General features: G+C 55.9%; 21 protein-coding genes. 9 read left to right on the top strand and 12 right to left on the bottom strand.

Annotated elements, in window-relative coordinates:
* Positions 1-6: 6 nt before the first annotated feature.
* Together SRBAKS_RS14595 and SRBAKS_RS14590 are read left to right on the top strand one after the other, a co-directional pair.
* Positions 7-267 carry a helix-hairpin-helix domain-containing protein gene (locus tag SRBAKS_RS14595; RefSeq protein ID WP_229591623.1) on the top strand — a complete coding sequence of 87 codons (261 nt, stop codon included), beginning with the start codon at positions 7-9 and terminating at the stop codon, positions 265-267.
* A 134-nt stretch (positions 268-401) separates the two neighbouring features.
* Entirely contained in the window at positions 402-599 is a 198-nt protein-coding gene (locus SRBAKS_RS14590; RefSeq protein WP_229591622.1) for a hypothetical protein, read from the top strand.
* Positions 600-712: 113 nt separating this feature from the next.
* On the opposite strand, the gene cobT is transcribed toward SRBAKS_RS14590, so the two are convergent.
* A complete protein-coding gene (cobT, locus tag SRBAKS_RS14585) occupies positions 713-1,780 on the bottom strand; it encodes a nicotinate-nucleotide--dimethylbenzimidazole phosphoribosyltransferase (protein ID WP_229591621.1) in 1,068 nt (355 codons plus the stop codon).
* A gap of 142 nt (positions 1,781-1,922) precedes the next feature.
* Between cobT and SRBAKS_RS14580 the strand changes: the two genes are divergently transcribed.
* On the top strand, positions 1,923-2,756 hold the full coding sequence (locus SRBAKS_RS14580; RefSeq protein WP_229591620.1) for a WcbI family polysaccharide biosynthesis putative acetyltransferase: 834 nt from the start codon (positions 1,923-1,925) through the stop codon (positions 2,754-2,756).
* 45 nt (positions 2,757-2,801) lie between these two features.
* Here SRBAKS_RS14580 and SRBAKS_RS14575 read toward each other — a convergent pair whose 3' ends face one another.
* Complete coding sequence (locus SRBAKS_RS14575) at positions 2,802-3,644, bottom strand: methyltransferase domain-containing protein (RefSeq protein ID WP_229591619.1); 843 nt, start codon at positions 3,642-3,644, stop codon at positions 2,802-2,804.
* Between the two features lie 177 nt (positions 3,645-3,821).
* Between SRBAKS_RS14575 and SRBAKS_RS14570 the strand changes: the two genes are divergently transcribed.
* A complete protein-coding gene (locus SRBAKS_RS14570) occupies positions 3,822-4,178 on the top strand; it encodes a hypothetical protein (protein WP_229591618.1) in 357 nt (118 codons plus the stop codon).
* 5 nt (positions 4,179-4,183) lie between these two features.
* Here SRBAKS_RS14570 and SRBAKS_RS14565 read toward each other — a convergent pair whose 3' ends face one another.
* From SRBAKS_RS14565 to pyrR, 4 genes are all read right to left on the bottom strand, one after another.
* Positions 4,184-4,438 (bottom strand): Ada metal-binding domain-containing protein, encoded by a 255-nt coding sequence (locus tag SRBAKS_RS14565; protein ID WP_229591617.1) that lies wholly within the window; start codon positions 4,436-4,438, stop codon positions 4,184-4,186.
* A gap of 144 nt (positions 4,439-4,582) precedes the next feature.
* Complete coding sequence (locus SRBAKS_RS14560; protein ID WP_229591616.1) at positions 4,583-5,185, bottom strand: hypothetical protein; 603 nt, start codon at positions 5,183-5,185, stop codon at positions 4,583-4,585.
* Positions 5,182-5,718, bottom strand: coding sequence for a homoserine kinase (gene thrB, locus SRBAKS_RS14555; RefSeq protein WP_229591615.1), 537 nt, complete (start codon positions 5,716-5,718; stop codon positions 5,182-5,184). Before thrB ends, SRBAKS_RS14560 begins: the two co-directional genes overlap by 4 nt.
* A 1-nt stretch (position 5,719) precedes the next feature.
* Positions 5,720-6,262, bottom strand: coding sequence for a bifunctional pyr operon transcriptional regulator/uracil phosphoribosyltransferase PyrR (gene pyrR / locus SRBAKS_RS14550; RefSeq protein ID WP_229591614.1), 543 nt, complete (start codon positions 6,260-6,262; stop codon positions 5,720-5,722).
* Between the two features lie 170 nt (positions 6,263-6,432).
* On the opposite strand from pyrR, the gene SRBAKS_RS14545 reads away from it, so the two are divergent.
* The 5 genes from SRBAKS_RS14545 (at position 6,433) to SRBAKS_RS14525 (ending at position 10,038) form a co-directional block, all read left to right on the top strand.
* Positions 6,433-6,780: an IscA/HesB family protein gene (locus tag SRBAKS_RS14545; protein WP_229591613.1), complete on the top strand. Its 348-nt coding sequence runs from the start codon at positions 6,433-6,435 to the stop codon at positions 6,778-6,780.
* A gap of 257 nt (positions 6,781-7,037) precedes the next feature.
* A complete protein-coding gene (locus SRBAKS_RS14540) occupies positions 7,038-7,379 on the top strand; it encodes an iron-sulfur cluster biosynthesis family protein (protein ID WP_229591612.1) in 342 nt (113 codons plus the stop codon).
* A 292-nt stretch (positions 7,380-7,671) separates the two neighbouring features.
* Complete coding sequence (locus SRBAKS_RS14535) at positions 7,672-8,013, top strand: IscA/HesB family protein (RefSeq protein WP_229591611.1); 342 nt, start codon at positions 7,672-7,674, stop codon at positions 8,011-8,013.
* Between the two features lie 806 nt (positions 8,014-8,819).
* Positions 8,820-9,134 carry an IscA/HesB family protein gene (locus SRBAKS_RS14530; protein WP_229591610.1) on the top strand — a complete coding sequence of 105 codons (315 nt, stop codon included), beginning with the start codon at positions 8,820-8,822 and terminating at the stop codon, positions 9,132-9,134.
* Between the two features lie 256 nt (positions 9,135-9,390).
* A complete protein-coding gene (locus SRBAKS_RS14525; RefSeq protein ID WP_229591609.1) occupies positions 9,391-10,038 on the top strand; it encodes an isochorismatase family protein in 648 nt (215 codons plus the stop codon).
* Between the two features lie 185 nt (positions 10,039-10,223).
* On the opposite strand, the gene SRBAKS_RS14520 is transcribed toward SRBAKS_RS14525, so the two are convergent.
* The 6 genes from SRBAKS_RS14520 to SRBAKS_RS14495 form a co-directional block, all read right to left on the bottom strand.
* Positions 10,224-11,462: a phenylacetate--CoA ligase family protein gene (locus SRBAKS_RS14520; protein ID WP_229591608.1), complete on the bottom strand. Its 1,239-nt coding sequence runs from the start codon at positions 11,460-11,462 to the stop codon at positions 10,224-10,226.
* 116 nt (positions 11,463-11,578) lie between these two features.
* Positions 11,579-12,379 carry an ABC transporter ATP-binding protein gene (locus tag SRBAKS_RS14515; RefSeq protein ID WP_229591607.1) on the bottom strand — a complete coding sequence of 267 codons (801 nt, stop codon included), beginning with the start codon at positions 12,377-12,379 and terminating at the stop codon, positions 11,579-11,581.
* 181 nt (positions 12,380-12,560) lie between these two features.
* A complete protein-coding gene (locus SRBAKS_RS14510; protein ID WP_229591606.1) occupies positions 12,561-13,790 on the bottom strand; it encodes an ABC transporter substrate-binding protein in 1,230 nt (409 codons plus the stop codon).
* Positions 13,791-13,883: 93 nt separating this feature from the next.
* Positions 13,884-14,930: a branched-chain amino acid ABC transporter permease gene (locus tag SRBAKS_RS14505; RefSeq protein WP_229591605.1), complete on the bottom strand. Its 1,047-nt coding sequence runs from the start codon at positions 14,928-14,930 to the stop codon at positions 13,884-13,886.
* Between the two features lie 2 nt (positions 14,931-14,932).
* On the bottom strand, positions 14,933-15,820 hold the full coding sequence (locus SRBAKS_RS14500; protein ID WP_229591604.1) for a branched-chain amino acid ABC transporter permease: 888 nt from the start codon (positions 15,818-15,820) through the stop codon (positions 14,933-14,935).
* Positions 15,821-17,734, bottom strand: a complete 1,914-nt coding sequence (locus tag SRBAKS_RS14495; RefSeq protein WP_229591603.1) for an AMP-binding protein — start codon at positions 17,732-17,734, stop codon at positions 15,821-15,823.
* Positions 17,735-17,771 lie beyond the last annotated feature (37 nt).

Below are 17,771 nucleotides of genomic sequence, written 5' to 3'. Positions count from 1 at the left end.
GACCGGATGGACAGCGCTGCTCTGAAACGTCTCCAGGTGATCCCCGGAGTGGGACCGAGCCTGTCCAGAGACCTGCTCAGTCTCGGGTACACTTCCGTGCCCGAGCTGGTCGGGGAAAACCCCGAGGCCATGTATCAACAGCTCATGGATCAGGCCGGAACGCACATTGACCGGTGCGTGCTCTACGTATTTCGCTGTGCCGTCTATTTCGCTTCAACTGAAAATCATGAACCGGAAAAGCTCAAGTGGTGGACATGGAAAGATTAAGAAAGGTTAAGAAGGTGCGTCTTGCAGGGGACCGGAATTCCCGCGATGTATCGCTCCCCCTAAAGATTTCTGAATACAAGCCGATAAAAACAGCAGGAACAATACTCAATACCCCTTTAAAGGAGGTAAGGATTATGGAAGTTGCTGGATTTGAAGTTCAAGGAACAAACCAAGCGGAAAGCATCAAGAACATCCGCAAGGTTCGGCTGCAGCGTGAGGTTCTGGAAAATCCGGAAATGGCCCGCGAGCTCGTCAAGGTCGAAGCCACCGGAACCTATAACGCCAAGGGCGATGTCATCCAGGCTGTCACTGGAGACCTTGGTGATGCTTAGGCGCGTGCATGGCACGCAAAAAAAATAGGCTGGTCAGTAAACTGACCAGCCTATTTTTTTTGCGCTTCGTGCATGCCGATCGGCGAGACAACGCGGATCGGCACCACCTTCGTCTATTCGGCTTCGGACACGCCTGCATCCGAAAATGTAGCCATATTATTGAACATGTTTACGGCACTCCTGACCAGGAACATGGCACAGGCGGCACCGGTGCCTTCCCCAAGCCGGAACCCGAGATCAAGGTAGGGGTTCAGCCCCATGGCCTTGACCGCGCTCACATGCCCGCCCTCGGCAGAGGAGTGGCTGATGATGCAGTACTCCTTGACTGCCGGACAGAGCTTCCAGGCGGCGAGGTAGGCCGCGGTAGAAATGAATCCATCAACACAGATAAGCTGGCGATTTTTGGCACCACCCAGGATCAAGCCCGCCAAAGCAGCTATTTCAAGACCACCGAGCGCGGTCAGGATATCGAGAGCATCCCCGGATTCGACCACTGCCTTGTTGGCCTCAAGCCCTTTGTAAATGACTTTGGCCTTGGCTGACACGCCATCCGCATCCAGACCGGTACCCAGCCCTGTCATGGCTTCCGGCTTCAAGCCAAGGTAGGCACAATACAGTGCCGTGGACGGGGTGGTGTTGGATATGCCCATTTCGCCTGTGCCAAGCACTTTGACGCCGTCCGCATGCGCCCTGTCCGCCAGGGAGACACCGAGCATGAGCGCTTGCAGGCACTGCTCCTGCGTCATGGCCGGACCCACGGCAAGATTGGCCGTACCAGGGGCGACCTTGGCCTGAATAAGGCTGGGATGTTCGTCAAAGGTGGAGCCACAGCAACCGGCATCGACCACATAGAGCTGTGCGCCCACGGTTTCCGCCAGCACGTTGATCCCCGCACCGCCGTTCAGAAAATTAAGTACCATCTGCCGGGTGACTTCCTGCGGGTACACACTGACGCCCTCGGCATTGACGCCGTGATCCCCGGCCACGGTGTAAATACGCATGGGGTCCGAAGAGAGCGGACCGCCCTCCTGAACAAGATACATCTGCAGGGCCAGATCCTCCAGACGCCCAAGGCTTCCCTGGGGTTTGGTCAGATCATCGAGATGGGCCTGTCCCGCTTTGGACAAGGTCTGGTCAACAGGCGCGATGGCGGCCACAACAGCTTCAAAATCATTCTTCATATCAGTAGTTCCTCAGTGTGTTTATCGGTTTCGGAGAGATACACGGTCGCCTGATTTCTGTAAACAACCGCCGGGCATTGAAGGCCATTTTGATACGTGCTATCCGAAGTGCTGCACACGCTCCTTTCACACACGGGATGTCATGGAAAAAGAACTTTGCATCGTACACGCCAACTGCCAGGGCGAACCGCTCCTGGAGCGACTCACGGCGTGTCCGGAATTCCATGCCCGGTACGAATGTCTGCTCTATACGAACTATGTTCACGAACCGGTGCCAGACTATGCGCTGAACAACTGCTCGCTGTTTCTCTACCAGCACCTCGGGGATAAATGGGGCGAACTGGCGTCTGACGCCTTGCTCGCCAATCTACCGCAATCCACACGCAGCCTGTGCATCCCGAACATGTTCTTCAAAGGCTACTGGCCCACATGGTCAAACGAACCCGGATTTGATTACCGCTGTGTGCTCCTTGACGAGCTCATCGAAACAGCCCTACCGGTGGAAGAGGTCATCCTGCTGTACATGCACACGGATGTTTCCACCCGGTTCGACCTGCTCTCACTGGTGACCGAAACCATCGCGACCGAACGGGAACGGGAGACACACACCCCTATCAAATATCTGGATGTCATCACGAAAAACTACCGGGAAACACAGCTTTTTCATACCGTCAACCATCCCGGATCACTGCTCATGAACCATGTTGCAACAGGCATTCTGGAGGCGCTGGGATTCACGCCGCCGGCACCCTCTGTATTCGATGCGCTGCCGGAACCATTTGCCGAATTCGATCAGCCCATCAACCCCAAGGTCGCCGAGTTCTTTGGCTGGGATTTTGTCGAAACGGATCGTCTTTACACCATATATGGCCGAAAGATGAACTTCGCCCGATGGGTGTCGAGTTATGTCTTTGCGCGCAGGGCCGGGATCTCGGACTTCATCGGCTTCCTGCAGGGCGATTATATCGAAATCTGATCGCAACTGAAAAGGCCTCCGAAAACTATCCCGGAGGCCTCTCTTTTATTCTTTAACCGCAGACACAAGCGCCAGACCATCATCCGGCACAGGCCAATCCCTGTGATGGCGCACTTCACTGAAACCCGATTCAATCAACAACGCAGTCATTTCCTCGTCACTCCACGCCTTTGTCGTTGAACGGTAGCTGACAGGCTTGTCCTGACCGGATGTCAGCACATGGAAGCATTGCAGAGCAACAGCCTCCTCTTCAAACCAGTGATTTTCCGTGAGACAGACATACGGCTCATCAGCAAAGAGTCCGCCGGATTCGGCCCGGGTCCAGGAATTGGGAGCCTCGCCGACGCCTTTGACCGCGTGCAGGCATTGGTGTTCGATCAGCAATGTTCCACCGAGAGCCAACGCAGCATGGGCCTTGGCCAAAATTTGCCGACACTGGCTGGGCGCAAACACGTTCAACTCACCGTACACCATCATGATCACATCGAAAGGCCCGCCGAAATCAGTCTCGACCACATTCCCAAGTCGAAACACGCACTGATCGGACGTGCCGTATTCCTGAGTCGCATACTCGATGGATGCAGGGCTGAAATCAATGCCGAGATACTGATGTCGCTGATCGGCCAGCAGACGGGAATACAACCCCGGCCCGCAGCCAAGGTCGAGAATAGCGGCAGGCCCGCTGTTCAAGAATCGGGAACGTATCCACGAAGCCTGGGCTTCGATGAACGTTCTTTTTCGACTGGCAAGATGGTGTTCCTGGGAGAGGTGCTCCGCAAGAATTCGTGCACTGAAGGCAGGGTCATTCCATGGGATCTTGTGCTCACCCTGCCACAAGGAGTCGGCTTCAGGTGTCACGCCGACTATATCGTATATTCTATTTTTCATTACATGCTCCATGACATGGTTAGAGGGTGTTTTTCATCAACACACAACCGAAGTCCATATGATCTGTTCAGGAGCACATGCCGTGAGGTATACAAAAACACCCTCCACAACTCAAGACCCTTTAGAAATTCCACACACTGGTCGATATGATTTCTGCACACGAACCACGGAGGGTTCATGTATATAGAAATGGATCAGACCCTTGTTACGGGCGAATACAGCTTTGAGATGCACCTCAATGAGTTGGCGCATGAGCAGGCGGATAAGATTCTCGGCGACATGATAGAACTGTCGGACGAGGCCATTACCGCATTCGAGGAAGCGGCCATCGAGCCTATCAGGAACGGCTCTTTTTCCCTTGAGCAGATAGAGCAGCGCATCAATGTGGTCCGCGGCGAGATAGCCGAGGTCTGGAATTCCGCCCTGCCCGACGAAGAGAAGTACCGCCAGATTGCAACCAAGGAGAACGAGATCGCGCTCCTTCAGGCCGGACAATTCACCTTTGCCAAGGCCGGTCTCTCAAAGACGGTCTGACCTGGCTACGGCTTGCAGATCTTACAGGGCCGGAACCCGGCATTCAGCGCCTGCTCTCGCGAGGAAAAGACCACCGTGCAGTTCTTGCAGTTGAAGTACCTGCAAGCGGGCTGATGAAAGATGTGGGAATTCCTGTTTCCATGGTAAACGCTTGAAGCGGCCTGGGCCTCACACGCCAACCGGGACGGGAAACTCCCCGCCAGCATAATCGCTCCCGCCAACAGGACCAGGGCAAGGATGGATGTGGAATATTTTTTCATGCCTCACCAGTACACCCCTGACAGGAAACAATCCAGACTGAACCGCCCCTCGGCACCATCAACCGGCCATACAAATCAAAACGGACGCTCTCTGTTAAAGGGAACGTCCGTTTGTATTTTCACAACTCGGCCAGAGGGATGTGTTTACCGCAACCTCGGCGGTCCCAACACGATCATCTCCGCGATGGTATGATCGACCTTGGGCATCTGGCGCAGATTATTGCCCACAAACTGCATTTCGAGCATGACCAGATCCTTGTACATGGGCGTGCGGTCCACAGTGGGGATGACGTCCAGCCCTGCGGTCAGTTCCTGACACCGATAGCAGCCGGGAAAGTTGATCTCCTGCCCCGTGGGCTTGACCAGCTTGTTGGGAACTCCGTGCATGCGGCAGATCATGAGCCGGTGCTTGTACAGACCACAGATGCCCTGCTTCTCGTCGATGTTGAGCGGGCACATGATGTGCGGCCGCTGCCCCTGCGCCAACGCCTGTTGGCCCTGGGTCACATACTCCTCGGCCTTGGCCTTGATCGCTTCCAACTGGTCCGCGGGGAGCTGATTCAACCCCTCCCACATATACGCCCACTCGATGTAGGTGTGATGCTGGAAAAAGGAGAGACAACAGTTGTCATGACACCCGTCGCATTGCATGTTGATGGGTTCGGCCACTTCATTATATCGGTCGACCATCTTGTCGTATATGGCGGCCAACTTGCGGAAAGCCGCCTTGGGAGTGAGTTTTTTCATATGAAATCTATTTGATTGAGGATGATGTCCACGCATTCTTCGGGCGTGTTCTTGTCCGTGCTGACCAGAATGTCAGCGGCGGCACGGTACAGCGGCTGTCTCTCGTTGTAAAGCTCGGCCATGGTCTTGCCGGGGCCAATGGCCAGCCCACGGTTTTCACCGCTGCCCACGCGCTCGATAAAGGTGGCCTCATCAATATCCAGCATGACCACCGATCCCAGCTTCTTGAGCTGTTCCATGGCCTTTGGCCCATAAATAACCGATCCGCCTGTGGAAATGACCGTGCGCGTCAGATTCAATTCGGAGACAAGCTGCTCCTCGATGCGCAGGAACTGCTCCAGCCCATAGGCGTCCATGATGCCCTGAAGCGGTTGGGCGTAGTAGGATTCGAGATACCGGTCAGTGTCGAGCTGCCCCCATCCCAGACGGGCGGCCAGCAGGCTGCCCAGCGTGGACTTGCCGGCTGAAGCCATGCCCACCAGCGTGATGCACGGCAAAGGAACTTCGTCTCGTTCGATGCGAGTGTAGGACACCCTATTCACTCCTGACAAGGCAAACGCGGTCTTCGCCATCGCGCTCGGTCACGAGCACGTTCACATGTTCTTTGTCCATGGTATTGAGCTTCTTGCCCACATAATCGGCCTGAATAGGCAGCTCCCGGTTCCCGCGATCCACCAGCACCAACAGCTCTACGCGCTTGGGGCGGCCATAGTCGAGGATCGCCTCCAGCGCTGCCCGGATGGTACGACCAGAAAACAGCACGTCGTCCACCAGCACGATGGACCGGCCCTCCACGTCATAGCCGATCTCCGAACAACTGATGGTCGGCGTCAGCTCCAGATTGGTGGTCCAGTCGTCGCGGTACAGGTTGATGTCGAGCTTGCCCAGAGGGACTTTGCGCCCAAGACGTTCATCGAGCAGTATTTTCACTCGCTCGGCCAGGTCGGCGCCGCGCCGCTGGATGCCGAGTATCGCGAGCGATTCATCGTCACCATGACGTTCGTAGACTTCAAAGGCCAGACGCTCAAGCGTCCTGTCCATCTCTTTTTCGGACAAAATAGTGCCGCATTCTTTCATGATTGAGCCTCACGTGGCTTTTTTTTTGCGATTCAGGGAACCTAGGAAATTAGCCCATCTACGGGGGGTGGTCAACTTCCGCAAAGGAGAATGTGCACTTTTCGATTTGACAATTACTACTATTGAACTTACCTCTTCATTTCCCGACCACAATTAGGAGGACTAATACCATGTTTGAAGTTACCGAAGCTGCCCAGAAGCAACTGGAAGGCTATTTTCAGGATAAAGACACCTCCCCGGTGCGCGTATATCTCGCAGCCGGCGGCTGATCAGGCCCTCGCCTGACACTGGCTCTGGATGAGCCTACCGACAAAGACGAAGTGTTTGAGGCTGGTGGATTCACCTTCCTTATCGACAAAGAACTGCAGACTCAAACCGGCAATGTCAAAGTTGACATGACCTACTACGGTTTTGTCGTTGAGTCCGAAAATCCCGTTGGCGGCGGCGAAGGCGCAAGCTGCGGCTGCTCCTCTGCCAGTTCCTGTGGTTCCGCAGGCTCCGGCGGTTGCAACTGCTAATTGGCGACAGCAGCTATTCGCTGCAATTGCATCAGAAGGCCCAGGCCCTTGCGTGGTTAACCACGCGATGGACCTGGGCTTTTTTACATCCTCAAGCGCTGCATCTTTCCTGAATGCGGCCACTCCGTGACGCACTTGTACACACGCACCTGCTGTTGCATTGCCCTTCTCCACGCCTTTTTATAGGCCGCCTCTTTACAAGATACAATATATGTCTATACATACATGCGAAACAAACCCCTTCAGGAGAAAAGAATATGATCACAGCAACAGAATCTGCAACCAAGCAACTCCTTATGCATTTCGCAGGCAAAGAGGCGCAGCCCATTCGCATCTACCCGGACGAGTGTGACTGCAAGGGCAAGCAACTCACGCTTACGGTGGATACACCCACGGACAAAGACGAAGTCTTCGAGACTGATGGATTCACCTTCTTTATCGACAAGGACCTCCAGGCCGAGATCGGCAACGTCACCATTGACATGACTTACAACGGTTTTGTCGTTACCTCCGACAGACCTATCGGTGGCGTGAAAGATACCAGCTCCGACTTTGCCATCGAGCCCTGTGGCTCGGGCAGCTGCAGCTGCGGCCACTAATCCACCGCGATCAGGAATCTGTTGGAGCAGAGACTCCGATACAGTCAAAAAGCAGCTCATCGGCAGCGTTCAAAAGCCCGGACCATTGCGCACCCTAACACGCAATGATCATGGGCTTTTTGTGCGTCGCATCGTTCACGACTTCTCGCAAATCAGTCAAGGCATGAACAGCGCCGCAAACAACCGCTTTGAACCGATCTCGATTTTATGGGATTTTCAATAGATCACCTCTTTACAACTCATCGTTCATATCTATACTACATGAAAACAAACCACATCAGGAGAACAGTACATGATTACAGTCACAGAACCGGCAACCCAGCAACTCGTCGCATATTTTGAAGGCAAGGAAATGCAGCCCATCCGTGTCCACCTCGGTGGCGGCGGCTGCGCCGGAGTGCAGCTGACATTGGCCCTGGATGAAGTCCGCGATGACGACAACACTGTCGAACTCGACGCCTTCACCTTTGTCATCAACAAGGAACTGTCCGAAGCAGCCGGCAAGGTCACCATTGACCTCTCCCAATACGGCTTCACCATCAAATCCGAAAATGAAGTCGGTGGTGGCGGCGGTTGTGGCTGCGCTTCATCTGGCACCTGTGGTTCCGCAGGCAGCGGCGGCTGCAACTGCTAATTGGCGATAAGTAGCGATCTGCTGCGTTGCTTCAAAAAGCCCAGACCCTTGCGTATGGAAATACGCGGCGGGCCTGGGCTTTTTTTGCGCCTTGCAGCTCACTACTTCTCGCCAATTAGCCCACTCCCAGATCACCAATCGTACAGCTGCTACGCAGCCTGATCTCGTGTTGAAAAAGAATCGACTGCGTTTTTCGAGGCTTACAAGATCGCATGCCTCAGGTATGCTTCATAAAGCCCACACCCTTGCGTATGGAAATACGCGGCGGGCCTGGGCTTTTTTTGCGCCTTGCAGCTCACTACTTCTCGCCAATTAGCCCACTCCCAGATCATCAATCGTACAGCTGCTACGCAGCCTGATCTCGTGTTGAAAAAGAATCGACTGCGTTTTTCGAGGCTTACAAGATCGCATGCCTCAGGTATGCTTCATAAAGCCCACACCCTTGCGTATGGAAATACGCGGCGAGCCTGGGCTTTTTTTGCGCCTTGCAGCTCACTACTTCTCGCCAATTAGCCCACTCCCAGATCACCAATCGTACAGCTGCTACGCAGCCTGATCTCGTGTTGAAAAAGAATCGACTGCGTTTTTCGAGGCTTACAAGATCGCATGCCTCAGGTATGCTTCATAAAGCCCACACCCTTGCGTATGGAAATACGCGACGGGCCTGGGCTTTTTTTGCGCCTTGCAACGCACTCTGCTCATGCATCTTTTTTTACTAAATTCATATTTTTTCACTGCCACCTCTTTACAAGGAATGATTCCTACTTATATACTTAAAGAAACTCATTCAATTAGGAGAAAACCCAATGATCACAGTCACTGAATCTGCACAGCAGGAACTCACCACATATTTTGCTGACAAGGAAATCCAACCGGTCCGCGTCCATCTTGGTGGGGGTGGCTGCGCTGGAATGCAGCTCACCCTGGCTCTGGACGAGGCACGCGATGACGACAACACAGTCGAAATCGACGCCTTCACCTTCGTCATCAACAAAGAACTGGCCGAAGCAGCCGGCGAGGTAACCATTGACCTTTCCAAGTATGGCTTCACCATCAAATCCGTCAACGAAGTCGGTGGCGGAGGCGGTTGCGGCAGCTGCGGCGGCGGTTGCGCCCAGTAATCGTTCCCTCTGATCCTTAAAGCGGCCTTGTGCTGCGTTGATACCCAAAGCCCGGATTCCCCGTATAATAATACGTGATGGAACCGGGCTTTTTCTATGCCCGACCAGTCGTCATCCACAGCCATCGCCAAGCCAAGGCACAATCAAAAAGACCTCGCAATAGACCCCGCCTGACAGGGGAAGCACATTGCAGGTGCCAGAAAACGCCATTTCTGATAGTATGCGTCCGTCTATCATCTTTCAGAAGGAGCATACCGTGAGCAAACAATACGGCTTCATCGTGCTGGCACTCATCAGCCTGATCATGACAGCCTCAGCCATCCCCACGCGCGCCCACGACGACATCGTCACGATCTGGTCGCAGGCCGAGGCTCCCGCTCCTCCCGAACTGGTCGAAGTCATCGTCAATCCCACCGACACCGCCCTGCTCATTCTCGACATTGAAGAATTGACGTGCAACGCCAAACGGCGCCCTCGCTGTCTGGAGACCGTTTCCAGCATAGCCACATTTCTGCAAAAAATCCGAGCAGCAGGTGTGACCGTTATCTACAGCCTCACAAGCCGAGGCACGCCAGACACCATTTTGCCGGAAGTCAAACCCAGAAAGAAAGACCTCATCGTCCAGGCCAGTGTGAACAAATTTCATGGCACCGTGCTCGATGCCTTTATCCGCGAACAGGGTATAAAAAGGGTCATCATCTGTGGCACAGCCGCACATGGAGCCGTCATGCACACCGCCACGGCCGCAGGACAACGCACGCTGGAGGTCATTCTGCCGGTAGATGGGCTTTCCGCCTCCACCCTATATACCGAACAGGCCGCAGTGCAGCTGCTGAAGACAGGGCCGGGCACACGGCGATCCATCAAACTCACCCGTTTCAACATGATCGCCATCAAGAAATAAAAGGAACGCTCCCCGAGAAGGATCTCGGAGCGTAGAAAAGAACAGGCGCGAACGGACATTCTCGACCATGGCAACGCCACAGGAACGCAGCAGTCGCAAGCCGAGCCGCCCCCATACAAACAAAAAGGGCCGGTGCTCTTGGCACCGACCCATCCAATTAGGACCGCAACCCGGCCAAAAGCCGGCTAATCAAAAGTCCTCTCATCGACGAGACGGGGTGCTCCTTCCGGCAGGGTGCCGGGCGCAACGATCTCGACGACAGGTCTCAATTTCATGGTCGCCTGAAAATCAGCGACGAAAGTCTCTTCATCGAACGCCTGCGCGGTCTCAACCACGACGACAAGCGCGTCCATGCCCTTTACACTCTTTACCTGTATCTGCCAACCGGAAACATCAGAATACTGGGCAAAGACCGCACCGGCCTGTCCGGGATAGATGAACTGTCCCTTGACCTTGACTGTATCATCAGCGCGCCCCTTCCATCCCGTGAGCTTACGGGCTGTCCGGCCACAGGCGCACATGGATGTGTCCATGGACGACAGATCACCCGTGGCAAGGCGCACCAGCGGATAATCATTAAAAAACGGCGTGACCACGACCTCGCCAAGCTCCCCGTCAGGCAGGGGAACCCCGGTAACCGGATCACAGATTTCCACATGCCGGTAGTTGGACAGGTGCATGCCGCCAAGCTCCATGCATTCGTAGGAGATACACCCCACATCAGCGGTGCCGTACCCCTGGCGGATAGTAATGCCAAACATGTCCTCAACCTCGGCACGAAGGGCTTCGGACAAGGGTTCGGCAGCCACATAGGCCTTTTCGAGCTTGAAGTCCTGCCTGAGATCCAGCCCGGCCGCCCGGGCCTTCATGCCGATAACCTTGAGATAGCTGGTCATGCCCACAAACGCGGTGACCGGCAGTTGGGTCATGAATTCGATCTGCTTCTCCGTGTTGCCCGGACCAGCGGGAATGACAGCGCAGCCTATATCCCGCAGCGGCTCTTCGAGCATGAGGCCAGCCGGAGTCATGTGATAGGAGAACGTCATCTGCGCGAGGTCTCCGGGACGGAAACCGGCAGCAAAAAACCCTTCTGACCACGCCCAGTAATCAGGCTCCACGCCTTCGGGGTCGAAGAGCGGGCCAGGGGACTGATAGATGCGCCCGAGTTCTCCGGGGGAACAATTGAGGAACCAACCGATGCCGTGCTCAGCCTGCCAGTCGATAAGGTCTTTTTTGCGCAGAGGCGGAATAGCCCCATAGTCGTCAAATGACTTGAAATCCCTGGCGCAGGCATTCAATTTCCTGAGACGTGCCTGAAATTCGCCTGAAGAATTTTCGGCCTCGGCCAGCACATTCCTGACAGCTTTCCATTTACGGGCCATGCGCTTTTCGCGCGGTTCGGTCTCATATTCACTGTAGTACACAGCCACCTCCGCAATCGGTGAAATTCTTACCAACACAGTCTCGCAAAAAACCGCCTCCACATCCACTCAAATAATCAATCTCCAGGGCTGTGCTGATGCCCCGCCAAGGACAATCGTTATCCAAGCCACCGCTTTCTGCGACGATAGTGTTTTACATCACGATAGCTCTTTTTGTCACCGCCGTGGCCCATGCCGAGATAAAATTCCTGAACATCGGGGTTATTGAGCAGGTCGCTGGCCGTGCCATCCATGACCACGCGGCCATTCTCCATGATGTACGCCTGTTTGGCCACGGAAAGCGCGGCCCGGGCGTTCTGCTCCACCAACAGGATGGTCACGCCCTCTTCAGCATTGAACTTCTTGATGATCGCGAAAATCTCTTCCACCAGCAGCGGAGCCAGCCCCAGGGAGGGTTCGTCCAACAGCAACAGATCGGGCTTGGCCATGACAGCCCTGCCAATGGCGCACATCTGCTGTTCGCCGCCGGACATGTAGCCCGCAAGCTGCTTGCGCCGCTCCTTGAGTCGGGGGAAATAGTCGTACACCTTTTCCATGGACTCGGCGATCTCGCTGCGAGGACGGGTAAACGCCCCGCACTTGAGGTTCTCCTCCACGGTCAGGTCTTCGAAAATGCGCCGCCCTTCCATGACCTGGAAGATGCCCTTGCGCACAATCTTTTCCGGTATGGTCCCCTGAATAGCCTCATCCTTATACAGGATGGAGCCGTCCGTAACCTCGCCGTCCTCGGTCTCCAGCAGGCCGGAGATGGCCTTCAGCGTGGTGGATTTTCCGGCACCGTTGGCACCGAGCAGGGCCGTGATCTCCCCCTCCGGGCAGGCCAGGGACAACCCTTTCAGGACAAGGACAACGTCGTTGTAGACGACTTCGAGGTTCTCGACTTTTAAAACATCACTCAAATTTGCCTCCGGCGGCTCAAGCCCCCTCTTGAAAAGAGGTCAGAGCATCTCCAAAACTGTGTGTCGCGCCGCTGGAACTCCATGCGAGCTTCTTGAGCTGGCTAGACGGCGAGGCGCAAAAATATCTTTGGAACACGGGGTCGGGGGTGATTCGCCACCCCCGACCGAATTCTATTGTTTTTTAGTGACCGAGCCAGTCGGCGCGGCGTTCCAGAATCTGCTCTTTCACGAAGGTCAGCTTGCCGTCCTTGATGGTGTACAGGAAGACAGCCATATTCGGGCGGTGATCATCCGGGAAGTAGGAGATAAGCGGAGCCAATCCCATGGGATCGAAGTCACGCAACGTTTCCAGTGCGGTCTTGACGGCTTCGCCGGTGATGGGACCGTTGGCGCCAGCACGCTTGAGGCCTTCGGCCATGACCAGAATGGACACAAATCCACGGGTGAAGTGCGTCATCTGCGGTTCGTTGTTGGTGATCTCCATGATCGCCTTCATGCCGGGCACGTCGTCTCCGTAAACAGCGGCGGCCTGGTTGGAGTAGGCCCCGTTGGCATCGTCACCGGCCAGCTTGTACAGGTTCTCGTCCGATCCCCAGATATTGGTGAAAAAGACGGTGTCCATGCCGATGTTCTTGGCGGATTTCAGGATAACGGATGTGGACGGTGTGGTTCCGCCGATCCAGCAGAAGTCCGGGGCGGCATCCTTGAGGGGAAGCAGCTCGGTGGTGGCGTCGATGGCCTTCAGGGAGACGTTGGCGTCGCCCACCAGCTCGAAGCCGAGTTCTTCGGCATAGGCCTTGGCGCCCTTGATGGGAGCCAGACCATAGGGGTGGTCAGGATAGATGAACGCGATCTTGGGAGCGCGTGTTTCCGTCCAGGTGTCGCGGAAGTACTTGATGGCAGCACGGGCCTGCGTGGAGTAGTCGGCGGCAATGAAGAAGTTGTACGGAGCCTTGGCCGGATCGGTCAGGTGGGCCGAGTAGGATGCGGACAGATCGGGAATCTTGTCCTTGGCCAGACTGCGGGTCAGCGCTTCGGTCACGGCCGAGCCGTATCCCTGAATGCAGACAACCTTCTCGTTGACCATTTTCTTGTACAGGGACAAACCTGTCTGGACATTGTACGCAGTGTCCTGCAGATCAAATTCGATGGGGCGACCGTCAATGCCGCCGTTGTCGTTGACGTATTTGACGCCGGCCTTGAGGCCCGCGGCGTAGGGGACGCCCACGGACGAAGTGGGACCGGACATGTCAACAAGACCGCCCACCAGAATCGGGGACGCGTCCTTGGCTTCACTGTGTGAATCGGTTTTGGTTTCAGCCGGTTTCTGCTCTTCGCCTCCACAGCCAAAGAGCATCAGCCCGGCAAGAAGCATGATGCAAGCCGCAGTTATGATTTTACCTACCCTCATTATCGATCTCCTAAGGGATTGAAGTTCCACGCCCTCCCGCAACGATCGGGCGTCATTTCTATGGTGAACCCGCACCTCTGTGCAGGATTGTGCCTAATGGGCGAACGGATACAGCTTCCAGTACGCCTTGATCAATTTCCAGCGATGCGCCAGCCCTTCCGGTTCATAAATCAGGAAGAGGATGAGCACGAGGCCGAACACGCCTTCGCGCAGAGCCACGATATACTGGGTCACGTCCGGGAAGAAGGCTCCCAGACCGTTGGCAACGCCGTTGAGCACCTCGGGCAGCAGCGTGATGAAGATCGCGCCGAAGACCGACCCGATAACGCTGCCCAACCCGCCGATGACCACCATGGCCAGATAGGAGATGGACAGCCCGATATTGAACTGCTCGGCAGAGATATAGCCGGTATAGTGCCCCCACAGACCGCCAGCCACGCCAGCCAGAAACGAGCTGACGCCAAAGGCGATAAGCTTGTACCAGAACAGGTTCACGCCCACGATCTCGGCTGACAGATAAAAGTCCCGGATGGAGATGAATGCCCTGCCATGCTTGCTGCGCATGATGTTGGAGACCATGAGCAGCGCCATGGCCGCACAAAAGAAGAGCAGGAAATACATGCGCCCTTCAGTGTCGAACGTGAACCCGAAGATCTGCGGCGATTCAAGCAGCAGCCCGTTTGAACCGCCTGTCAGCGCACCACCGTGCAGGAAGAAATATTCCAGCACCAGCTGGGCCGCCAGGGTGGCGATGGCCAGATAGATTCCCTTGAGCCTGAGCGACGGGATGCCGAAGACCATGCCCACCATGGCCGTGACCAGCCCACCGGCCAGTATGGCCAGCGGAAACGGTACGCCGTGGAGGGTGCACTGCCCGGCAGCGTAGGCCCCCACGCCAAGGAACGCGCCGTGGCCCAGTGAAATCTGACCGCACATGCCCGTGAGCAGGTTCAGCGAGACCGCGGCGATAACCGCAATGAATATCTGATTCATGACCGAGACCAGATAGGAGTTGAGTGCGAACGGAGCCACACATAACGCCATGATCAACAGAACAATCATGATCTTCTGAAAGCCCGACTGGAATATCTGGGCTTCGCCTTTGTACGAAGTGAAAAAGAGACCGCATTTACCCTGCATGACTACACCCTCTCGATTTCCTTGGTCCCGAAGAGACCATAGGGTTTGATCATGAGGATGACGACAAGCACGATAAAGGCCGCGACTTCCCTGAATCCTCCGAGGCCGAGCAGTTGCCGCGCCGCCCCGTCACAGACATTTTCCAGCACGCCGATGATCAACCCGCCAAGGGCTGCACCGAGCAGGGAATCAAGACCGCCGAGGATAACCGCCGGAAAGACCTTGAGACCGAGATGGCCGATGTGGGAGTTGATGCCGTTGATGTTGCCGAGGATCACGCCGCCCACGGCAGACACGATGCAGGCGATGCACCAGCTCATGGCAAAGATGTTCTTGATGCCGATTCCCATGGATTGGGCGGCCTGCTGATCAAAGGCCGTGGCACGCATGGCAATGCCGGTGCGCGAATATTTGAAGAAAACGGAGAAAATCAGGAACAGGACCACTGACAGGCAGAACGCCGCGATGTAGACCGGAGCAACCGGCAGCCCTGCGATCATGATGGGATCGGTCGGCAGTACCTGAGGGTAGACCTTGATCTGCGTGCCCCAGAAAAGCTGGACCAGGGATTTGAGCACCGAGCTCATGCCCACCGTGACCATGATGACGGAGATATGCTCCTCGCCGATGAGTGGTCGGAGCACCATGCGCTCGATGGCCAGCCCCAGCAGCACCGAAAAGCCGAGCGTGATGAAGAAGGCCCAGATGAACGGGATATGGAACTGAACGGTCAGGGCAAAGCACATGTACGCACCGACCATGACCAGCTCGCCCTGGGCAAAGTTCACGACCTTGGTGGCCTTGTAGATGATGACGAATCCGAGTGCCACCAGAGAGTAAATACTCCCGACAACCAGACCGTTAACGATAAGTTGCAGATAATATTCCACTTAGGCCTCCATGTCCTCAATGCGGATAGCACCGCATATCTCTCGCACCCGGCCATCCTGGTAGGTGATTTCGGTTTCCAGATTCATGGCGCAGGCATCTGTATAGAGCGCCTCGATGAGCGAGCCGTATCGCTCGTTGATGGTCTTGCGCCGCACCTTGCGCGTGCGGGTCAGTTCGCCGTCATCCGGGTCGAGTTCCTTGTACAGCAGGCAGAACCGTTTGATCTGCGTTTCGGCAGGCAGGGTCGCGTTGGTCTTGGCGACCTCATCCTTGATGAGTTGATAGACCTCATCCTTGGCCGCCAGATCCTGATACGTGGTGTAGGTGACCATCTGTGTCTCTGCCCAGTGGCCCACGATGGCCATGTCGATGCACAGGATGGCTGACACATAATCGCGCCCGCCGCCGAGCACCACGGATTCGCGCAGGAATGGGGAGAACTTGATCTTGTTTTCCAGAAACTGCGGCGAGAACTGGGTGCCGTCGTTGAGGTGCATGACGTCCTTGAGGCGATCAATGACCACCAGTCGGCCATTGTCGTCAAAATACCCGGCGTCGCCGGACAGCAGCCAACCGTCTTCGGAGACCGTTTCCCGTGTCGCTTCCTCGTTTTTGTAGTAGCCGAGAAAAACCGCCGGGGAACGGGAGATGATCTCGCCCTCTTCCGTGATCCTGACCTCGGTCTCGGGAATCGGCGCGCCAACCGAGGTAAAGTCGACCTCGCCATCCTTGTGAATACAGGAAATACCCGCGATCTCGGTCTGGCCGTAGATCTGCTTCAACCGGACGCCAAGGGCGTGGAAGAAACGGAAGATATCCGGGCCGAGCGCCGCACCGCCGGTAGTGGCGCTGCGCATGCGCGAGAACCCAAGGCGATCGCGCAGAGCGCGAAACAGCCCCTTGTCCGCGATGAAATACTTGAACTTGAGCCAGGCTGACGGGGTTTCGCCCGCAAAGACCGTGTCCACATATTCATACCCGATGGGCAGGAAGAGGTGATACAGGAACCGCTTAATGGGCGTAGTCTCCATTATGTCGCCCTGCACCTTTGCCGCAATGGATTCATACACGCGCGGCGGGGAGAAGATAAAATGCGGCCCGATCTCGCGGGAGTCGGCAGAGGCCGTGTCCGGGGTCTCCGGAAAATTGACGCAGAAGCCGAACAGCAGCGCTGACGCCACGGCCATCATCTGTTCGCCCATCCATGCCAGCGGCAGGAAGGAGACGAACTCGTCCCTGGCGGATTTGGGGTCAAACTGACCCAGATTATGGGCCATGGAGAGCAGGTTGACGTGGGAGAGCATGGCCAGCTTGGGCCGTCCCGTGGTGCCAGACGTGGTGGCGATGAGACAGGCGTCATTGGGATCGAGCTTGCGAGCCAGCTCCTTGTATCGGCCCACCACATCGGACTGGGCTTCACGTCCCAGACGGCGAATGGCCTTGAAATCCTGCAGCCCGTCCACGTCCGCTTCATAAGCGACCAAGCCCTTGGGATCATGATAGATGATATGCTTCAGGTGAGGCAGGTTGTCGCGGAACGACAACATCTTGTCCACCTGCTCCTGGTCTTCGGCAACCACGAGTTTGCATTCTGAAAGCGCAAAAATATATTCGATTTCTTCGGCAGGTGAGTCCTGATACAGCCCCAGTGCGATGCCGCCTAGAGCCTGAATGGCGAGCTCGGCCCAGATCCATTCCGGGCGGTTGTCGCCGATGAGAATGACGATGTCGCCCTTGGTCAGCCCCAGCTTCTCCAGCCCACAGGCGAATTCCGCTGTGATCTTGAGGTTTTCCTGCCAGGTAACGGCCTGCCAGACACCCCATTCCTTTTCACGCAGGGCGGTCTTCCGGGCGCGCTCCTCGGCCTGCTTGATGAGCAGACGGGGCAATGTTGTCTTATATGATTTCGGCATGTGCAATCCGTATTTTGAGTGTTCTCGTCCCCTGATC

It is taken from the genome of Pseudodesulfovibrio sediminis, assembly GCF_020886695.1.
GTDB classification, from domain to species: domain Bacteria; phylum Desulfobacterota; class Desulfovibrionia; order Desulfovibrionales; family Desulfovibrionaceae; genus Pseudodesulfovibrio; species Pseudodesulfovibrio sediminis.
The sequence above is the reverse complement of the archived record's forward strand: the minus strand, read 5'-3'. Positions and strand labels throughout refer to the sequence as shown.

Excerpts from the sequence above, each read along its gene's own strand:
- SRBAKS_RS14595 (WP_229591623.1), top strand. The coding sequence starts at position 7 with ATGGACAGCGCTGCTCTGAAACGTCTCCAGGTGATCCCCGGAGTGGGA.
- SRBAKS_RS14590 (WP_229591622.1), top strand. The coding sequence starts at position 402 with ATGGAAGTTGCTGGATTTGAAGTTCAAGGAACAAACCAAGCGGAAAGC.
- cobT (WP_229591621.1), bottom strand. The coding sequence starts at position 1,780 with ATGAAGAATGATTTTGAAGCTGTTGTGGCCGCCATCGCGCCTGTTGAC.
- SRBAKS_RS14580 (WP_229591620.1), top strand. The coding sequence starts at position 1,923 with ATGGAAAAAGAACTTTGCATCGTACACGCCAACTGCCAGGGCGAACCG.
- SRBAKS_RS14575 (WP_229591619.1), bottom strand. The coding sequence starts at position 3,644 with ATGAAAAATAGAATATACGATATAGTCGGCGTGACACCTGAAGCCGAC.
- SRBAKS_RS14570 (WP_229591618.1), top strand. The coding sequence starts at position 3,822 with ATGTATATAGAAATGGATCAGACCCTTGTTACGGGCGAATACAGCTTT.
- SRBAKS_RS14565 (WP_229591617.1), bottom strand. The coding sequence starts at position 4,438 with ATGAAAAAATATTCCACATCCATCCTTGCCCTGGTCCTGTTGGCGGGA.
- SRBAKS_RS14560 (WP_229591616.1), bottom strand. The coding sequence starts at position 5,185 with ATGAAAAAACTCACTCCCAAGGCGGCTTTCCGCAAGTTGGCCGCCATA.
- pyrR (WP_229591614.1), bottom strand. The coding sequence starts at position 6,262 with ATGAAAGAATGCGGCACTATTTTGTCCGAAAAAGAGATGGACAGGACG.
- SRBAKS_RS14540 (WP_229591612.1), top strand. The coding sequence starts at position 7,038 with ATGATCACAGCAACAGAATCTGCAACCAAGCAACTCCTTATGCATTTC.
- SRBAKS_RS14535 (WP_229591611.1), top strand. The coding sequence starts at position 7,672 with ATGATTACAGTCACAGAACCGGCAACCCAGCAACTCGTCGCATATTTT.
- SRBAKS_RS14530 (WP_229591610.1), top strand. The coding sequence starts at position 8,820 with ATGATCACAGTCACTGAATCTGCACAGCAGGAACTCACCACATATTTT.
- SRBAKS_RS14510 (WP_229591606.1), bottom strand. The coding sequence starts at position 13,790 with ATGAGGGTAGGTAAAATCATAACTGCGGCTTGCATCATGCTTCTTGCC.
- SRBAKS_RS14505 (WP_229591605.1), bottom strand. The coding sequence starts at position 14,930 with ATGCAGGGTAAATGCGGTCTCTTTTTCACTTCGTACAAAGGCGAAGCC.
- SRBAKS_RS14495 (WP_229591603.1), bottom strand. The coding sequence starts at position 17,734 with ATGCCGAAATCATATAAGACAACATTGCCCCGTCTGCTCATCAAGCAG.